Origin of the sequence: Actinoplanes subglobosus (assembly GCF_042650585.1) — a bacterium.
Lineage (GTDB): Bacteria > Actinomycetota > Actinomycetes > Mycobacteriales > Micromonosporaceae > Actinoplanes > Actinoplanes subglobosus.
Genome location: NZ_JBHSBL010000021.1, coordinates 293629 through 310684 on the forward strand (window position 1 = coordinate 293629; position 17056 = coordinate 310684).

Below are 17056 nucleotides of genomic sequence, written 5' to 3' on the forward strand. Positions count from 1 at the left end.
AAATATTCCGGGAGGGGGCGGCGGGGGTACCGATCGATGGTCACGCAGGGTGGGGAGAACGCGGACGCGACAGTCCACTACGTACGGTGATATGTGCAGAGTGATCGTTGCGCGTGTTCCCGTCGCTGCTGCGATGGAAGAGACCCACCGCAACGGAGAAGAACCGCGGGTCAGCGGATCTCCAGTTCGAGCAGCGAGTAACCGTAGATACTGACCCGCTTCGTACCGTGCATCCGGACGAAACGGGCCACCGCCTGTTCGCTGATCCGCACGGTGCCGCCGGTTCCCGTGGTCGTCGCATAGACGCGTTTCCAGGTCTTGCCGTCGAGTGACGTCTCCACCCGGTAGGCGGTCCCGTAGGCACGCTCCCAGACCAGGACCACCTCGGAGATCTGCCAGGCGCGGCCGAGGTCGACACGGATCCACTGGGCGTCGGAGAAGCCACTCGACCAGCGGCTCTCCGGGTCGCCGTCGATGGCGTTCGCGGGCAGCCACGGGTCACCCTCGGACGCCGAGGCGGTCGCCGTGCCCTGGAGTGCCAGGTTCGCGCCGGACGGGTTCGCCTTACCGGTCACGCTCGGTTTCGGTGCGGACGGGGAGGGTGCCGACGTGGCGGACGGCGAGGCTGTCGACGTGACCGAGGGCGAAGCGGAGGGCGTGACGCCCGGTGATGCGGGCGCGGGCGGCTCCGGGGCCGACGTGGCCGTGGCCGGGGCCTCCGGTTCGGTGGGTACGGCCGCTGCCGCGGGGGCGGGGAGCGGTTCCTCGGTGCGGTGGAGGCCGATCAGGACGATCGGCACCGCGAGCAGCACCACGATTCCGGCGGCGATCCAGCCCCAGCGGTGTGGGGCGGGCGGCTCCGGCCGTACCACCGAGGGTTGCGGATCTTGGATGAGCCGACCCGGACCGGGAGGTGGCGCGGAACGAGGGATCTGCGGCATGCGGGTCAGCCGGAGGCTGTCCGCCCGTGAGGGGCGGCGCTGCTCCGTGCCCGCCGGATCCACCGGCAGCCCGCCGTCACGCCCGTCCACGCGGATTCCTCCCGCTCGATTCGCCGGCGGCCGATCGACTGCCGCGCAGTATCTTGGCGTAAAAGAGACGCCGGGCGATGCCGATGGAGTCGCCGCCGGCGGGCGGCAGGGCGCGGTGCAGGGCATCCTCGCAGCGAACGTGAGAGCGATCACATTCGCGTGTCGCGGTCGCATCGCCGCAGGTCACCGGGGTTTTTAGTACGGATACCTTCCAGAAGGGCCGAGGGCGAATGGGAACGCACGTGTACCGGTTGATCCGGACGTCCTGGGGGATCTGGATCAGGCTGACGGCGCGCGTCTCCCCCGGCGAGCACCCGGACGCGATCGTGGTGTCACCCGGCCATCCGGTCCGCCTGGCGTTCGAGGGTCCCGCCGCCCAGCACTGCGCCGAGGACCGGGAGGAACTCGCCCGCGGGCTGGCCGTCGTCGCACCCGCGATACCCGGACCGGTGACCGTCACCGTGTCCGAGATCCTCTACTCCCTGTGCGACTTCCAGCCGGACGGGCTCCCGGTCGCGATGTGCCGGTGGGCCGAGGCGGAATTCGGCCTGCCACCCCGCGTGATCGGCGAGTCATACGACCGGGAGGCGAAGCGTTACGTCTTCGACTGGCACAACTGAATGGGCACCCCGATCACGGGGTGCCCATCCGGAAATGGTCGGCGGATCTAATTCAGGATCCGCTGGTGGAAATGCCGGAAGTGGTGACGAGCTTGCGCACCGCGGCACGGGTGATCTTCTTGAACTCGCGATCCTGCGGGTCGTCGGCTCCGACCAGGCCCACCGTCAGAGCCACGTCACGGTAGGCGACCTGGGCCAGCTTGAAGCGCACGGCCACCTCGATGCCCATGAACTTGGCCTCCAGCGCCACCGCCGCGGTGATCGACTCGTCGCCGAGCGGCGGGTTCCAGGACAGCGGCCGGGCCGTGACCTTCACGGTGCCGACCTCGATCTTCGGGCACTCCTCCAGCAGTTCCTGGACCTGATCGATCATCCCGAGGGCCGCGTCCTCGCCGGTGGCGGTCAGCACCTCGAGCGCGAGGGCGCCGGTCTCGTCGTTGGAGAAGAGGACCTCCGCGGTCGGCGGAAGCGCGGGCTCCTCAGCGGGCTCCTCCGCGGGCTCCTCCGCGGGCTCCTCCGCGGGCGGCGGGGGCGGCGAGCCCTTCACCGGCTCGGCCACGGGCGGACCGGCCTTGACCGGCTCGGGGGCGGCCGGAGGCGCCGTCGGGGTCTCCGATGGCGCGGGCGTCTCCGACGGTGCCGGCGTCTCCGACGGTGCCGGCGTCTCCGACGGTGCCGGCGTCTCCGACGGTGGCGGCGTCTCCGACGGTGCCGGCTCGGACGACTGGGTCATCGGCCCGGTCGCCGCGAGGGACGTGACGTCATCGGGCATCTCGCACGGATCGGCACCCGGATCCTGCTGGTGGAGCACTTCGGCCAGGATGTCTCCCAGGCCGGGTATGTCCTGTCGGACATAACCGGAGGGGACGTCCTTCTGCGTGATGAGCGCCTTCTTCAGTTGTTTCTGCCGATCCGGCGGCTCGGGCACGCCCGCGATGACCGGTGCCGAGGCGCTCGCCGGGGCGGGCAGCCCCGCGATCGAGGAGAAGCCGAGCCCCGCGGAAACGGCGAGGACGACGGGCAGCTTGAATTTTCCATACGTCGAGAAAGCCATTCCCACAGGCTAGATACCATTTTTACGTCAGGTCGGAATAGTGACGATTTCGAAGACGGCCACACGTTCCGCCGCGGCCTCGAATTCGTCAGCTGTCCCGGTGGTCACCAGGCCCAGCTTGACGAAGAACGGCACCCCACCCGGCACCTCGGCCGGAAACGCCCGCATCACCGCCCGGCGCTCCCCCACATCGGTCACCTCGACCAGCCGGACCGGGATGTGCCGCCGGCCACGGGCGAGCTCGCCGCGCCCGGCCGCGCGGACGTTGCGCGCCCAGTCGGCCCCGGGGAGACCGGCGACCATGTAGCGGTGGCCGCCGACGGTCAGCGGAGAGACCGGGGTGGGGCGTGGCTTGCCAGAGCGCCGGCCCGGGACGGTGAGCACGTGGACGGTGCCCAGCCGGAGCCCGAGCCGATTGAGGGCACGGACCAGCCGGTTGGCGGCGGGCAGCCAGCGGGGCAACCTGCTCATGACCAAATCCTTTCGACGATCGAAGCTTTTTGCCGACGGTACGGTAAATTACTTCGAGTGTCGAAGGAATATGTGGAGGCCCCTCTCACGGCTGCCGCCGACGCCGCCGCGGCCTTCGGGTCCGCCACCGACGAGGTCGACGAGGCGGTCGCCGGGGTGCTCGGCGTCAACCGGACCGACCTGCGGATCATCGGGCTGGTCGGGGCAGCCGGGGCGATGACCGCGGGAGCGCTCGCCGGGGCCGCGCGGCTCAGCCCGGCCGCCACCACGGCGGCCATTCAGCGACTGGTCGCGGGCGGGCACCTGGTCCGGGACATCGACCCCGACGACCGGCGGCGGGCCGTGGTCACCGTCACCACGGAGACCGCCGAATTGATCAACCGGCTCTACGGTCCGATCGCCGAGGCGGGGCATCGGCTGCTGACCCGGTACAGCGTGGAGGAGTTGCGGCTGGTCACGGAGTTTCTGGAGCTGGGCCGGAGCATGCAGCTCGAACAGGCCGACCGGATCCGTCAGACCCGGCACACGGACGGCGAATGATCGGTCCGGGTGGGCGCGGGACGGGCTAACCGGATCGGTGGGCGATCCGGCCGTCGACGACGGTCAGGAGCACCGGGGAACCGGCGAACTCGTCCGGGGCCGCGGTCAGCGGGTCGAGACCGAAGACCGTCAGGTCGGCGCGGTGTCCCGGCAGCAGGCGCCCGGACTCGCCGGACAGGCCGGCTGCCGCGGCCGCCTCGGTCGTGTAGCCCTCCAGGGCCATTCGTGCGGTCAGCGCCTGTTCAGGGAGGACCGGTGCGGTGCCGGGTTCGCCGGCCGGGCGGCGTAGCCGGGCCGCGGCCAGGATCGCCCGCGGGTCGAACGGTGCGATCGGCCAGTCCGAGCCGAGGGCCAGGCGGGCACCCCGGTCGCGCAGGTCACGGGCCCTGAAGGCACGGTCGGCGCGACGTTTGCCGAGCCGGGTCGACCAGTTGTCGGTGTGGTCGGCGCGGGTGTAGCCGGTGCAGTGGGTCGGCTGCATGCTGGCCGTCACATCCAGCGCGGCGAACCTGCCGATCAGCTCCGACGGCATGGTCTCCAGATGCTCGACACGGTGCGGAACACGAGAGGCACCGTGCGGAACACGAGAGGCACCGTGCGGAACACGAGAGGCACCGTGCGGGAGAGCGGAAGCGGGCGACGACAGCGACTCGTAGGTGTCCAGGACGAACCGGATGCCCGCGTCGCCGATCGCGTGGGTGACCAGCGGGACCCCGCGGGCGGCGAGGAATCCGGCGGCCGAGGCGTAGTCGCGCGGGTCGGGCCAGAAGCAGGCGGTCGACTCGCCGTGGGTGTCCGGTTCGTCGAGCCAGGCGGTGCCGCCGTCGATCGTTCCGTCGATCATGAACTTGGCGCCCTCGACCCGCCACCGGCGGCCCGACAGCGACTGCTGGGCGACGACCGCGTCCAGCCCGTCACGGCCCGCACCGGGCATCACGAACGGCGCGAACCGCCACCGGATCGGCAGGTCACCGTCGTCCTCCAGGGCGCGGAAGAGGTCCAGCGAATCGTCTTCGAAGTCCATCGCGTTCGCCGCGGTCAGCCCGCACGCCGCCATCCGCCGCATCAGATCGGACAGCCGGGCCCGGCGTTCGGCCGGCGCGTCGTCCGGCAGCAGGGCGCGGACCAGGTCGAGGGCCTCCAGCTCCAGCAGGTGCCCGGTCGGGACGCGCCCGGCGTCGCAGACCACGCTCGCGCCGGACGCGAACGGGCGCGGCCCGTCGATCCCGGCCATGGTCAGCGCCTTCGGGCTGACCAGCGCCGAGTGCGCGTCGAAGAGCAGCAGGAACACCGGCACCTCGGGTCCGACGGCATCGACCAGCGGCGCGTGGGTGATGGGCGCGCCCTCGAAGGCGTTCGGATCGAGACCCCAGCCCTCCAGCCATCCGCCCGGCGCCACGTCGGCGGCCCGCAAGGCTTCCTTCAACCCGGCGAGGGTACGGACGGACGACAGATCCACGCCACGGGTGAGGCCGATACCCATGACCGGGTGGAAGTGCCCGTCCACCAGCCCGGGGGTGATCGTCGCCGCCCCCAGGTCGATCACTTCGGTGCGCGGGCCGCGCCAGGCACGCACGTCGTCGCGGTCGCCGATCGCGGTGATCACGCCGCCGGTCGTCGCGATCGCGGTCGGGGTACGGTCGCCGGACATGGTGTGGATACGGTCGGCCATCAGGATCAGGTCGGCGCTCACGCGTGGCTCTCCTCCGTGCGGCGGTTCTCGTTCTCTAGTACCGGTGCGGACGGGACCGGGTTCATCGCCGGGGTCCTCGGACTTGCGTCGATGCGCGAAGCTGTCCTTCTCTTCGTGAAAGGACCCCGAGAACGGCCGTGACCACCTCGTATCCCTGCCCCCGGTGCGGCGCAGCCGCCTCCCTCACCGACGGTTGCCCCGGCTGCGGCGCCGCACCGGACCCCGACGCCGCCGAAGTGATCCGCCTCGACGAGCGGATCGCCGAACTCAACCGGAACCTGCACGACGCCCGGGGACTCGTCACGGCCCTCACCCAGCGCCTGCACGACGCGCACGCCACCCGCAACCAGCACGTCGCGCGGGTCGCCGCCCGCCGCGGACGGCCGGCGCCTGTTCCGGCACTCTCGGCCCCGCCCGCGCCCTCCGGCACGCCCGCGGAAGCCAGGCTCAGCACCCTCACCGTGCAGAACGTCCTCTTCGCGCTGGGCGGGCTCCTGCTCGTCGTCGCGGCCGCCGTCTTCACCGCCGTCGCCTGGGCGCAGGTCGGGGTCACCGGGCGGGCGCTGCTGCTCGCCGGGGCCACCGCCGCGGTCCTCGCGGTGCCGCCGTTCGCGGTCCGGCGCGGCCTCACCGCCGCGGGCGAGACCCTCGCGGCCGTCGGCCTGCTCATGATCCTTCTCGACGGCTACGCGGCGTGGGCGGTCGACTTCCTGTGGGTGCGGCTCCACGACCCTTCGGGGTACGCCGCGGCGGTCCTCACGATCACCGCGGGAATCGCCGTCGCCTACGCGTACGCCACGAAACTGCGCGGGCCACGGATTGCCGCACTGATCATGGTCCAGCCGGTGTTCCCGCTGGTCGCGAACGCACTAGACGCCGAATCCACGGGGTGGTCGCTCGCGTTCACCGCCACCGCCGCCGTCGACGTCGCGGTCCTGCGGCTCCGGTCGTTCCGGTTCGCGGCACCACTCGCGTACGTGGGCGCGCTCGCCGCCGGCATTCTCGGCGCGATGCTCGCTCTCAGTGACGTCGCGGCCGCCGCCACGCCGTCGGCGTCCGCGGTCGCCGGTGCCACCCTCGTCCTGCCGCCCGCACTCCTGCTGACCTGGGCACTCCTGGACCGTCGGCCGGCCGCCCGGGCGATCGCTGCCGGACTGCTCGTCGTCGCCATCGGAATCGCCGGAGGCCGCTGGGCCTGGAACCTGAACATCGACGTCAACGGCGCCGGCTGGCAGGCGACCCGGCTCGCCCTGCTGGCCCTCGTCGTCGCGGCAGCGGTCGACCTGCTCCCCCGCAGTACGGCCGGCTTCGCCACGCTCGCCCCGCCCGCCACGACGCCGCCCCCGCCCGCGGGCCCTGGCTCTCCGGTGAGCGGTCGTTCTCCAGGGGCCGGTTCCCCGGACCCGTCCGCCACTCCCGCACCCCCCTCCACCGCCCCCGCGACCTCCTCCACCGCCCCCGCACCCCCCTCCACCGCCCCCGCGACCTCTTCCACCGCCCCCGCGACCTCCTCGGCCGCTGGCCCCGTGGGCGGTTCGGCCGGAACGGCGCACCGGGGTTCGGGGCTGCTGGGGTGGGTTCCCCGGGAGGTCGGGCTCGGGGCCTGGCTGGGTGCCCTCCTCGTGGGTGCGGCGCCGGCCTTCGCTGTGCTGCTGGCCTCTGTCGCGGGGGCCGTGCTCAGTGTGGCGACGGCGCGGCCGGTCTTCGGGACCCCGGCGGACTGGGCCGTTCCACGAGTGGAACTCGATCTGATGGTCGCCGCGGTCGTGACCGGGGTGGCGTACGCGATCATGGTGCCTCGCCGGGCCTGGACGGACCTGGGCCTGACCACTCTCGTGAGCGTCGGGTTCCTGGTTCCCACGTCCTTCGGGCTGCCGTGGTGGGCGGCCTCGTTCACCGGGGTCGTCGTCGGCGCGGTGGCGCTGGGGTTCGCGGCACGGTCACGGACCGCGCGGGAAGCCGCCTACCGGGTCGTGGTCGCACTCGCCGGTCTGGTGCACGCCGTGATCGTCGGGGTCGGGAACGCCACCGTCATCGCCGCCGTGGCCGGGGCGATCGCCGTACTCGGAATCGGTGCCGCCCTCACGGTGCGGGGAACCCCGCGCGGGGCCGACGTGGGCGCCGGCGCGATGACCGTGGGGCTGCTCGCGGTGCCGGCCACCGTGTGGCTGGCGCTGTTCGCCGCGGACGTCCCGGTCACCGGCCGGGTACGGGTGTCGCTCCTGGTCGCGGGACTGCTCTGCCTGGTGGCGCACGGTGCCGCCCGGCGGCTTCCGGGGTACGGCCTCCAGGCGCTCGGCGTCGCGCTCGTCGTGGCGGGGTTCGCGCCGGTGTGGGCGGCACCCGGAACGGATCCGGTGGTGCTCTACGCGGCGGGTGGGCTGCTGCTCATCGTGTCGCTGCTGCCGCTGCCCGGCACCCGGACCGCGGCCGGAGGGGCGGCCGCCGCCCTGCCGGCGATGGCGCTGTTCGCTCTCACCGCGGCCGACCTGGCCGTCGTCCTCCTCGAACCGTGGACCGCCCTCCGCCACATCTGGTCGGGCATCCCGCCGCAGCAGTCGCCGGTCGCCTGGGCCAATGTCGCCGCCCTCGTCGCGGCGATGGTCGCGGCATCCTCGACCGGGTGGCTGCTGGTGCGGTCGGGGGCGCTCGCGGTCGTGCGTACGCCTGCTCGCGGGCACTCCGCGGGGACCACTTCGGACTCCGCGAGCATCCACTCCGCACCCGGCGAGCCGGGTGGCGGGGGCGGCGAGGATGGGGCTTCCGGCGAGCCGGGTGTTGCGGGCTCCACTGGGCCGGGCTCCGCTGGGCCGAGGGCTGCGGCTGCCGGCCGGCCGGGGCTTTCGGCGGGGTTGGTGGCCGGCTGGGCGGCGGTGCCGTTCGTGGCGGTGCTCGTTCCGCTCGTGTTCGCCGCGGCCGGGGTCGCCTGGCCCGCGGTGCCGATCGCCGGTCTGGTCACCGGGCTGGCCGGGCTGGTGGCGGTCGCGCTGGCTCCGGCTCGGCACACGATCGGGGGTGTGTTCGCGGTTCTGTTCGGGGCGCTGGGAGCAGCCGGAGTGGCCGGGTCCGCGGCGGAGCACGGGGCCACCATCGCCGCGTTCGCTCTCGTGCTCGCGGGCGGTGTGACCGTCGGGGTGGCCGGGCGCGTCCAGGCCGATCGGGTCGCGGGGTGGCTTGCCGGGAGTGTCTCGGTGGTCGTTCTGGCGTACACCATCTCTGATCTCATCGACCTCGGCATCGCCGGGCCGGCACTGATCGTGCTCGCCGCCGCCGCGCTGGTCGTCGCTCTCGAAGGGGTCCTCGCCGGGCGGCGGCCCGCGGAATCGTGGGCGCCGTTCGTCGTCGGGCACGCGTCCGCGCTGGTGGCGCTCTTCCTCACGGAGAGCCTCGGCTGGGCGGCGCTGGTGTGCAAGCTGTGGGCACTGGTGCTCACCGTGCGTGCGCTGCGGCCGGGTGAGACCCGGCGGGGGCGGTTCGGGTACGGCGTCGCGGCCGGATCGGTCGCCCTGGCCGGCTGGTGGCTGCTGCTGTCGTCGCGGGACGTGGAGACCACCGAGATCTACACGCTTCCGGCCGCCGCGCTGGCTCTCGCCGCCGGATGGTTCGCGCGGCGCACCCGGCCGGACCTGCCGTCCTGGTCCGCCTACGGTGCGGCGCTGGCCGCGGCGTTCCTGCCGAGCCTGGCGGTCATCGCGAGCAGCGGCGCGGACGAACCGCAATACCCGCGCCGGCTCCTTCTCGGGGTCGGCGCGCTGATCGTGCTGCTCGTCGGGGCGCGGGCGCGGCTCAAGGCCCCGGTCGTCACCGGCGGTGGCACGCTGCTGCTCGTCGCCCTGCACGAACTCGTCCAGTTCTGGGATCTGCTGCCACGGTGGGTGCCGCTCGCGGTCGGCGGTCTGCTCCTGGTCGGCATCGCCACGACCATGGAACAGCGGCGCCGCGACCTGGCCCGGCTACGGGCCGCGATCACACGCCTGGCCTGATCCGGCCGGCCCGGCCGGCACCGTCGAATCAGCGGTGCCAGCCGGGCGCCGGGTTGGTCAGTAGACGTCTCGGACGTAGCGCTTCTCGGTGGCCAGCTGCTTCAGGTAGGCGGTGGCCGCCGAATCGCTCAGGCGGCCGTGGTTGACGGCGATGTCGTGCAGAGCCTGGTCCACGTCGCGGGCCATCCGGCTGGCGTCGCCGCAGACGTAGAAGTGGGCGCCGGCCTGGAGCCACGCCCACAGCATGGCGCCCTTCTCGCGCATCCGGTCCTGGACGTAGACCTTCGAACGCTGGTCGCGGGAGAACGCCACGTCGAGCCGGCTGAGGACACCGTCGGCGCGCAGGGCCTCCAGCTCCTGGGCGTAGTAGAAGTCGGTGGTGCTGCGCTGTTCGCCGAAGAACAGCCAGTTGCCGCCGGGTGCGCCGGTGATCTGCCGCTCCTGGAGGAAGCCGAGGAAGGGCGCGACGCCGGTACCCGGGCCCACCATGATCATCGGCGTGTTGGGGTCGGCCGGTGGCCGGAAGTGCGGGGCCCGCTGCACGTAGACCGGCACGGCGGCACCGGCGGGGGCGTCGGCGAGGTGGGTGGAGCAGACGCCCTTGCGGGAACGGCCCCGGTGGTTGTCGAAACGGACCACCGAGACGGTGAGGCTGACCAGTCCGGAGGCGGTGAGCGGGGTGGAGCTGATCGAGTACTGGCGGGGCTGGAGCCGCTTCAGGACCCCGGCCCAGTCCCGGGCGGTGGCGTCGACCGGATGTTCGGCGATCACGTCGGCGGCCTGCCTGCCCCAGGTCCATTTGGCCAGCTCGCCCTTGTTGTCGGCGCGGAGCAGGGTACGGATCTGGGTGGAGCCGCTGCGCTCGGCGACGAACCGGAGCAGGTCGGTGGTGACTCGCGTGATGTCGAGGTGGCGGCTGAGCGCGTCGGCGAACGGGAGGGCACCGATCCGGTCGAGGTCGACGACGGCGTCGCCGGGCAGGCCGGTGACGGTGAGCCATTCGCTGACGAGCTCGGGGCAGTTGACCGGCCAGACGCCGAGCGCGTCACCGGCCTGGTATTCGAGCAGCCCACCGGTGTCGAAGGTGAACTGCCGCACCTCCTTGGCCGACCCGGGCAGGCTGAGCAGCCGGTTGCCGACGAGCGCGGCGGCCAGCGGAGCAGCCTTGGTGACCAGGTCCGCGGCCGGAGAAGAGGGAACGGCGGGAGAAGACAATGCCGGGGAAGGAGACAAGGCCGCGGGAGGAGACAAGGCCGCAGGAGGAGACAAGGCCGGGGCGGTGGTGGTCAGGGCGCTGAGGACCGAGGAGAGCCAGCCGTCGGCGGTGGATGCGAAGTCGGGTTCGCAGTCGGCGCGCGGGGCCAGGCGGACCGCGCCCAGTTCGGCGAGGCGTTCGTCGAGGCGGCGGCCGTGACCGCAGAAGTCGTCGTAGTTGGAGTCGCCGAACGCCAGGACCGCGAACCTCTGCCCGTCGAGCCGCGGCGCCGTCTCGCCGGTCAGCGAGTCCCAGAACGTCGACCCGTTGTCGGGCGCGTCGCCGTCACCGAACGTGCTGGTCACCACGAGCAGGTCGGCGCCGGGGTCGAGCAGGTCGGCGGCCGGGCCGTCCATGCCGAGCACGCTCACCTGCCGCCCGGTCTCGGCGAGCCGCCCGGCGACGACCCGCGCGAAATCCTCGGCGTTGCCTGTCTGCGAGGCCCACAGCACCTGCAGGCGGTCCACCGCCGGTTCAAGATCAAGACCCTGCGATGGTACGGGTGACAGCACTCCCGCGAGCAGCCCGTTGACCCACATGGCCGTGCCCTGGTCGAAGGGTGCGTTCGCGGGCAGTGCCGTCGGCCCGGGCCGCAGCGTGGCGCCGGCGAGGAACCCGGCGAGATACCGCCGCTGGTCCTCGTCGAGCGTCGGCGGTGCCGGGTCGAGCCCGAGCCGGGCCAGCAGAGCGTTCGCCTCGACCGACAACGCGGCCTCGGCGACGGAGTGCCCACCGGCGGATGACGACGAGGAGACGGCGTGCCCGCCGGACGAGGTGGTCGAGGGGACGGCGGGTGGGGCGGCGGCGACACGGGTGAGGGAGACCGCGCAGACCTTGAGTTCCGGCTGGAAGGAGAGTGGGTCGACGGCGTCGCTGGTGACGGCGTTGACGCTGACGTACTCGCCGAACAGGTCGTTCCAGTGGATCGGGGCGAAGCACGAACCGGGCCGGACCCGGTCGGTGACGACGGCCGGGAGGACGGCCCGCCCGCGCCGGGAGGCGATCTCGACCATGTCGCCGGGGCCGATCTCGTACCACTCGGCGTCGGCGGTGTTGATCTCCAGGAACGGCTTCGGGTTGAGCCGGTTCAGCTTGGCGATCTTCCCGGTCTTGGTCATCGTGTGCCACTGGTGCTGGAGGCGGCCGGTGTTGAGCACGAACGGGTAGTCGTCGTCGGGCATCTCGGCCGGGTCGGTGTGCGGCCGCGCGTGGAAGACGGCTTTACCACTGGGCGTGGCGAAGCGGAGACCACCGGGTGAGGCGGCGGAGGCACCAGGGACAGCGGCAACAGAGGCGGCGGAGGCACCAGGGACAGCGGCAACGGAGGCGGCGGAGGCACCAGGGGCGGGAGCGGCGCCGGTGCGGTAGCGGATCGGGTTGCGGCGGCCGCTTCCCGGGGGCGCCGGCCACTGGACGGGACCACCGGCGAGCTGCTCGTAGGTGATGCCGCGGAGGTCGTACCCCGTCTGGGGGTTGGCGAAGGTCTTGATCTCCTCGAAGATCTCCGCGGCCGAACCGTAGGCGAAGGCCGGGCCGTAACCCATCTCGGCCGCGACGCGGGCGATGATCTGCCAGTCGGGCAGCGCCTCGCCCGGCGCCGCCACCGCCGCGGGCACGAGCGTGAGGTTGCGCTCCGAATTGATCATGATGCCGTCGGCCTCGGACCACATGGCCGCGGGCAGCGCGACGTCGGCGTAGGCGTTGGTCTCGGTCTCGGCGAACGCGTCCTGCGTGATCACCAGCTCGGCGGCTTCCAGACCGGCGATGACGGTCCTGCGGTTGCCGACCGAGGCGACCGGGTTGGTGCAGATGATCCAGCAGGCTTTGATCGTCCCGGCGGCCATCTGCTCGAACATGTCGACGGTGCCCTTGCCGACGTCGGTGCGCAGGGTGCCGGCCGGCACGCCCCAGGCCGTCTCGACGAACTCGCGGTCGGCCGGGACCAGCACCGACCGCTGGCCGGGCAGTCCCGGGCCCATGTAGCCCATCTCCCGGCCGCCCATCGCATTGGGCTGGCCGGTGAGCGAGAAGGGGCCGCTCCCGGTACGGCAGATCGCGCCGGTCGCCAGATGCAGGTTGATCAGGGCGTTCGTGTTCCAGGTGCCGTGGGTGCTCTGGTTGAGTCCCATGGTCCAGAGGCTGACCCAGTTCCCGGCCGCGCCGATCCACTCCGCCGCGGTCCGGATGTCGTCCTCGGCGAGGCCGGTGAGCTCGGCGACCCGGTCCGGCGGGTAGTCGGCCAGGAACTCGGGCATCACCTCCCAGCCCTCGGTCCACGACCCGATGAAGTCCAGGTCCGGCGGGAGGAGATGCAGCAGGCCGTTGAGCAGCGCGAGGTCGGCGCCGGGCCGGATCTGCAGGAAGAGGTCGGCCTTCTCGGCGGTGGCGGTCCGCCGCGGGTCGACGACGATCAGCTTGGCGCCGGCCTTGACCCGCTCCATCATCCGCAGGAAGAGGATCGGGTGGCAGTCGGCCATGTTCGACCCGATGACCAGGAAGACGTCGGCGTGGTCGAGGTCGTCGTAGGAGCCGGGCGGCCCGTCCGCGCCGAGCGACAGCTTGTATCCCGTGCCCGCACTGGCCATGCACAACCGCGAGTTGGACTCGATGTTGTTCGTCCCGATGAAGCCCTTGACCAGCTTGTTCGCCAGGTACTGCGCCTCCAGGGTCATCTGACCGGAGACGTACATGGCGAAGGCGTCCGGGCCGTGCTCGTCGACGATCGCGCGCAGCCGCCGGGCGGTCTCGCTGATCGCGGCGTCCACACCGAGCGGCGAGGGGGTGGCGCCCCGGTCGGAGCGGACCAGCGCGGTGTCCAGCCGGCCGGTCGCCGCGAGGAGGTCGGCGCTGGTGGCGCCCTTGGTGCAGAGGCGACCCGCGTTGGCCGGGTGGTCCCGGTCGCCGCTCGCCTTGATCACCTTGAGCGGGCCGCCGGCCGGGCGCGCGACGTCGAGCACCACCCCGCAGCCGACGCCGCAGTACCCACAGACGGTTCGCACCTGGGTGACATCGGCAGCCACGGGCACCCCTTCACACTAAAGTCGCTCCACAAACCTAGAAAGCCCCGGTTTCCGCGTGGTCACTTGAAGGTGCGTCGCCGATTACCCGAAGGTCACCTCACCGCGCCGGGCGTTGTGAGGCACGAAGAAGCCCGCGCCACCGGGTTGCTCCCGGTGACGCGGGCTTGTTCCGTGTTCGTCAGGCCTTGACGGTCAGGCCTTGTCGGAGGTCACCTGCGTGGTCTCCGCGTCGTCGGCGTCCTTGGCGGCGTGCCGCGGCGTGCCGGCCCACTGGCCGGGCACCGCGACGGGCGCCGGCTTGCCGGAACGCGCCACCATCAGGGCACCGGCGATCGCCAGGATCAGGCCCAGGATGGCGAGACCCAGCGGGCCCCAGACGCTGACCAGCTTCAGCGAGCGGACGTTCGCCTTGGCGGTGTCGGCCGACTTGGTGACGGTCTCGTCGGTGTAGGCGAAGTCCGCGTCGAGGATGTCGACCGAGCGGCCGTCGCTGGAGACGAGCTGCTTCTTCTGCTGCTCCTGGACCCGGATGAACGCGCCGGTGTTCGGCTCCACCCAGTAGGAACGGGTGTTGCTGTACTTGACCTCACCCGCGGTCGCGCCGGGGAGCAGCGCACCGAGGATCACCGAGAGCCGGTCGGCCGGAACCTGCTGGGTCTCGTTGGTGAGGGTCTGGACGAACTTGTAGGTCTCGAGGCCCTGGATCTCCTCGGTCTTCTCGAAGACCGCGTCCTTGGCCGCGAGGATGTCCCGGTCGAAGATCTGGTAGGTCTTCTTCTCGGTGCCGAACGGGAACTTGTAGATCTGGCCGGCGTACTTGACCGGCTCACGCTCGCCACCGGTGTCCAGCCACTGGCCGTCCCAGTCCTGCGCGGCACCCGTCTTGCGGTCCACGGCGAGCGAGGTGCTGTAGGCGCTGACCAGCTCGGACGTGTCCGTGCGCTGCACCTGCTGGCCGGCCACCCACACGAGGGCGGTGCCGTCCAGGTCGCCGCTGAGCTTCGCGGTCGAACCGGCGTCGGGCTGGACGGTGACCGTCGAGCGCAGGTCACCGGAGTTGACCGTGACCGAACCGTTGGTGATCTGCATGAACCGAGCGTTCGACGCCTCGGCCACCGACTGGGTCAGCTCCATGTCGTACGGGAGCTGAGCGGCTGACGGCGCCACGACGAAGGCAAGGCCGCCGGCGAACACCAGCGCCAAGACGCCGAAACCGAACAGCACGGTGCCGATGACGCGGGACTTCATATGTCCTCCACGAGGATGGAAACGAAATTGCGGCAGGTGAGATGTATGCCGAGCTTGCAGGAGGTTACTACTGAGTCACATCAGGAAGCGAGACCCTTGCCACATCTTCCTGAACGATTGTTGAAACGGACTCGCCTTCACGCCGGAACACGACCGTGAAATTCCACGTCGCGAACTCCCGGAGCACCGGCACCGAGGCCACCCACTGGGCCCACCACGGGTGGTAACGGGGAATCACATCGACCACCGTGACAGCGCCGGCACGACGGGCGGCCCGGGCCCAGCGCATCATCCGCGCCGCGCTGACCGGGAAGAGCGTCTCCATGTACCGGTTCTTCGGCTCGCGGCCGAACTTCCGCAGGTAACGGCGCCGGGCACGCTCCCCGCCGAGCAGGTGCCAGGGTCCGGTCTCGTGTCCGCCGTGCGGGGACCACCACGGCGTGAAAGACACGAAGACGGTGCCACCCGGGCGGGTCACCCGGACCATCTCGTCGAGCATCTTCTCCGGCTCGGCGACGTGCTCCAGGACGTTCGACGAGTAGCAGACGTCCAGGGAGCCGGTCCGGATCGGCAGGGCGGTGCCACTGCCACGGACCATTCCGGCGACCTTGGCGCCGGCGTCGGCGAAGTCACCGACAGCCGGATCGAGGCCGTGGTACGAAGCGCCGGCCTTCTCGAACTCGGAGGCGAAATATCCCGGCCCCCCGCCGACGTCGAGCACCCGGGCACGGTTCAGGTCGACGTAGGCGCCGAGCTGCCGCACCGAGTCCTCGGCGAGCATCGAGTAGAACCGGTCCGGGTCGCTCTGCTCGACCAGGAACGTCCGGAACAGCCGCACCGACCGGCCCAGCGTGGCGCGGTGCTCGACGATCGGCTGGTCGTCCACTGAGATCTCCTTCTCCGGCTTACCCGACGACGGTGCCGCGGCGGCCGCGACGGCACACGCGGCCGCCAGCATCGCCAGCTGCACCACCGCGCCGTACGCCCACTCCTGACCGTGGCCGGTGAGCCGCCCGCCGACCGCGACCCCGATGCCCGCCGCGGCACTCGCGAAGGCCAGCGGCGCCAGCCAGGAGGGCCGCACCTGCCGCACGATGAGTGCCGACAGCAGCAGTGCCGCGCCCGCCGGGCCGCCGAGGACGACCGCGAGCACCATCAGCGGCACGAACATCCACCAGGATCGGCCGGAGCCGCGCACAGGTGAGGGTCCCGCCGGGGTGACACGCCGCCGGACCGGCAGCAACGCCAGGATCACGACCAGCAGGATGCATCCGGCACCAGCCGCAAGGCCGGTACGGTACGGCTCGTCCGGGGTGAAGCGCAAGATCACCGTGCCGCCCGCGCCGGCCGGGAGCGCGAACGCCTGCTGCCAGCCGTCGACACGGACCGGGCGCAGCTCCTGCCCGTCCATGGTCGCGGCCCAGCCGGCGTTGTGGTTCTCCGGCACGACGAGCAGCGACGCCTCACCGGCGGCGACCGTGACGGTCCGCTCGGTGGCGCCCCAGCCGTCCACGGTGACGGCCCGGTGGGTGGCGGCCGGTGCCGTGACGGCCGCGCCGTCCGGGACGATCGTGGCCGTGTCGATCACGAACGCCGCCGACGGCCGGGTCCGCAGGTGCTGGTCGCCCGCCGGGAGTTGCACCGCGTCGACGGCGAAGTCGTCGCAGATCGTCACCGGCAGGTCCCGGCCGGCCAGGACGTCGGCGAGGGTGCCGGCGACCGACGTGGGGTAGGCGACGCCGCCGATCTCGACGGTCGGCCCGGTGCCGCACGCGGCGGCCAGCGGGGTGGTGGCGGCGATCGGGGTGAGCAGCCCGGTCAGGCCGGGGACCTGGATCTCGGCGATCCCGTCGGGCGCCGGCCAGCCCTGCCCGCGCGGGTCGGCGACGACCCGTTCGGCGTCGATGACGGTGACGTCGAGGCGGTCGGTGTTCGCCGACGGGAAGGTGACCAGACCGTCCGCGCCGACGTCGGCGACCGTGACCTTGCCGTTGACCCGGACCGACAGCTTCGTGGGCCGGGCCGCGGACGGCGCCTCCGGGGCGACCACCGTGAGCCGGTCGATCCGGCGCTTGCCGGTCCAGGCCAGGGTGAGGGTGGCGTCGTCGTCGGTGGGTTCGGCCAGCCAGGCGGTGGCCGGG

Annotated in this window: 10 protein-coding genes (1 of these 10 cut by a window edge); 3 read left to right on the forward strand and 7 right to left on the reverse strand. The window is 72.2% G+C overall.

Going from position 1 to position 17056, the window contains the following annotated elements; all coding sequences use genetic code 11:
• Positions 1–170 precede the first annotated feature (170 nt).
• Positions 171–1031: a discoidin domain-containing protein gene (locus ACFO0C_RS33320; RefSeq protein WP_378070719.1), complete on the reverse strand. Its 861-nt coding sequence runs from the start codon at positions 1029–1031 to the stop codon at positions 171–173.
• A gap of 230 nt (positions 1032–1261) precedes the next feature.
• Here ACFO0C_RS33320 and ACFO0C_RS33325 point away from each other — a divergent pair, with 230 nt between their 5' ends.
• Positions 1262–1651 carry a hypothetical protein gene (locus ACFO0C_RS33325; protein WP_378070720.1) on the forward strand — a complete coding sequence of 130 codons (390 nt, stop codon included), beginning with the start codon at positions 1262–1264 and terminating at the stop codon, positions 1649–1651.
• Positions 1652–1703: 52 nt separating this feature from the next.
• On the opposite strand, the gene ACFO0C_RS33330 is transcribed toward ACFO0C_RS33325, so the two are convergent.
• Positions 1704–2705, reverse strand: a complete 1002-nt coding sequence (locus tag ACFO0C_RS33330) for a hypothetical protein (protein ID WP_378070721.1) — start codon at positions 2703–2705, stop codon at positions 1704–1706.
• 27 nt (positions 2706–2732) lie between these two features.
• The gene (locus ACFO0C_RS33335; RefSeq protein ID WP_378070722.1) at positions 2733–3176 is read right to left on the reverse strand and encodes a nitroreductase/quinone reductase family protein; all 444 of its coding nucleotides are present in this window, start codon (positions 3174–3176) and stop codon (positions 2733–2735) included.
• Positions 3177–3233: 57 nt separating this feature from the next.
• Here ACFO0C_RS33335 and ACFO0C_RS33340 point away from each other — a divergent pair, with 57 nt between their 5' ends.
• On the forward strand, positions 3234–3716 hold the full coding sequence (locus ACFO0C_RS33340; protein ID WP_378070723.1) for a MarR family transcriptional regulator: 483 nt from the start codon (positions 3234–3236) through the stop codon (positions 3714–3716).
• Positions 3717–3741: 25 nt separating this feature from the next.
• On the opposite strand, the gene ACFO0C_RS33345 is transcribed toward ACFO0C_RS33340, so the two are convergent.
• A complete protein-coding gene (locus ACFO0C_RS33345; RefSeq protein WP_378070724.1) occupies positions 3742–5409 on the reverse strand; it encodes an amidohydrolase in 1668 nt (555 codons plus the stop codon).
• 137 nt (positions 5410–5546) lie between these two features.
• Here ACFO0C_RS33345 and ACFO0C_RS33350 point away from each other — a divergent pair, with 137 nt between their 5' ends.
• Entirely contained in the window at positions 5547–9392 is a 3846-nt protein-coding gene (locus tag ACFO0C_RS33350; protein WP_378070725.1) for an SCO7613 C-terminal domain-containing membrane protein, read from the forward strand.
• A 57-nt stretch (positions 9393–9449) separates the two neighbouring features.
• On the opposite strand, the gene ACFO0C_RS33355 is transcribed toward ACFO0C_RS33350, so the two are convergent.
• The 3 genes from ACFO0C_RS33355 to ACFO0C_RS49065 form a co-directional block, all read right to left on the reverse strand.
• Positions 9450–13667, reverse strand: coding sequence for a molybdopterin-dependent oxidoreductase (locus ACFO0C_RS33355; protein ID WP_378070726.1), 4218 nt, complete (start codon positions 13665–13667; stop codon positions 9450–9452).
• Positions 13668–13859: 192 nt separating this feature from the next.
• Positions 13860–14915: a DUF3068 domain-containing protein gene (locus ACFO0C_RS33360; RefSeq protein WP_378070727.1), complete on the reverse strand. Its 1056-nt coding sequence runs from the start codon at positions 14913–14915 to the stop codon at positions 13860–13862.
• A gap of 67 nt (positions 14916–14982) precedes the next feature.
• Positions 14983–17056, reverse strand: the 3' portion of a protein-coding gene (locus ACFO0C_RS49065) for a methyltransferase domain-containing protein (RefSeq protein WP_449191437.1). Its footprint extends 20 nt past the window's final position; only the last 2074 of its 2094 coding nucleotides appear in the window; its start codon lies beyond the right edge, outside the window; it ends in the stop codon at positions 14983–14985.

Excerpts from the sequence above, each read along its gene's own strand:
- ACFO0C_RS33360 (WP_378070727.1), bottom strand. The coding sequence starts at position 14,915 with ATGAAGTCCCGCGTCATCGGCACCGTGCTGTTCGGTTTCGGCGTCTTG.
- ACFO0C_RS33335 (WP_378070722.1), bottom strand. The coding sequence starts at position 3,176 with ATGAGCAGGTTGCCCCGCTGGCTGCCCGCCGCCAACCGGCTGGTCCGT.
- ACFO0C_RS33325 (WP_378070720.1), top strand. The coding sequence starts at position 1,262 with ATGGGAACGCACGTGTACCGGTTGATCCGGACGTCCTGGGGGATCTGG.
- ACFO0C_RS33330 (WP_378070721.1), bottom strand. The coding sequence starts at position 2,705 with ATGGCTTTCTCGACGTATGGAAAATTCAAGCTGCCCGTCGTCCTCGCC.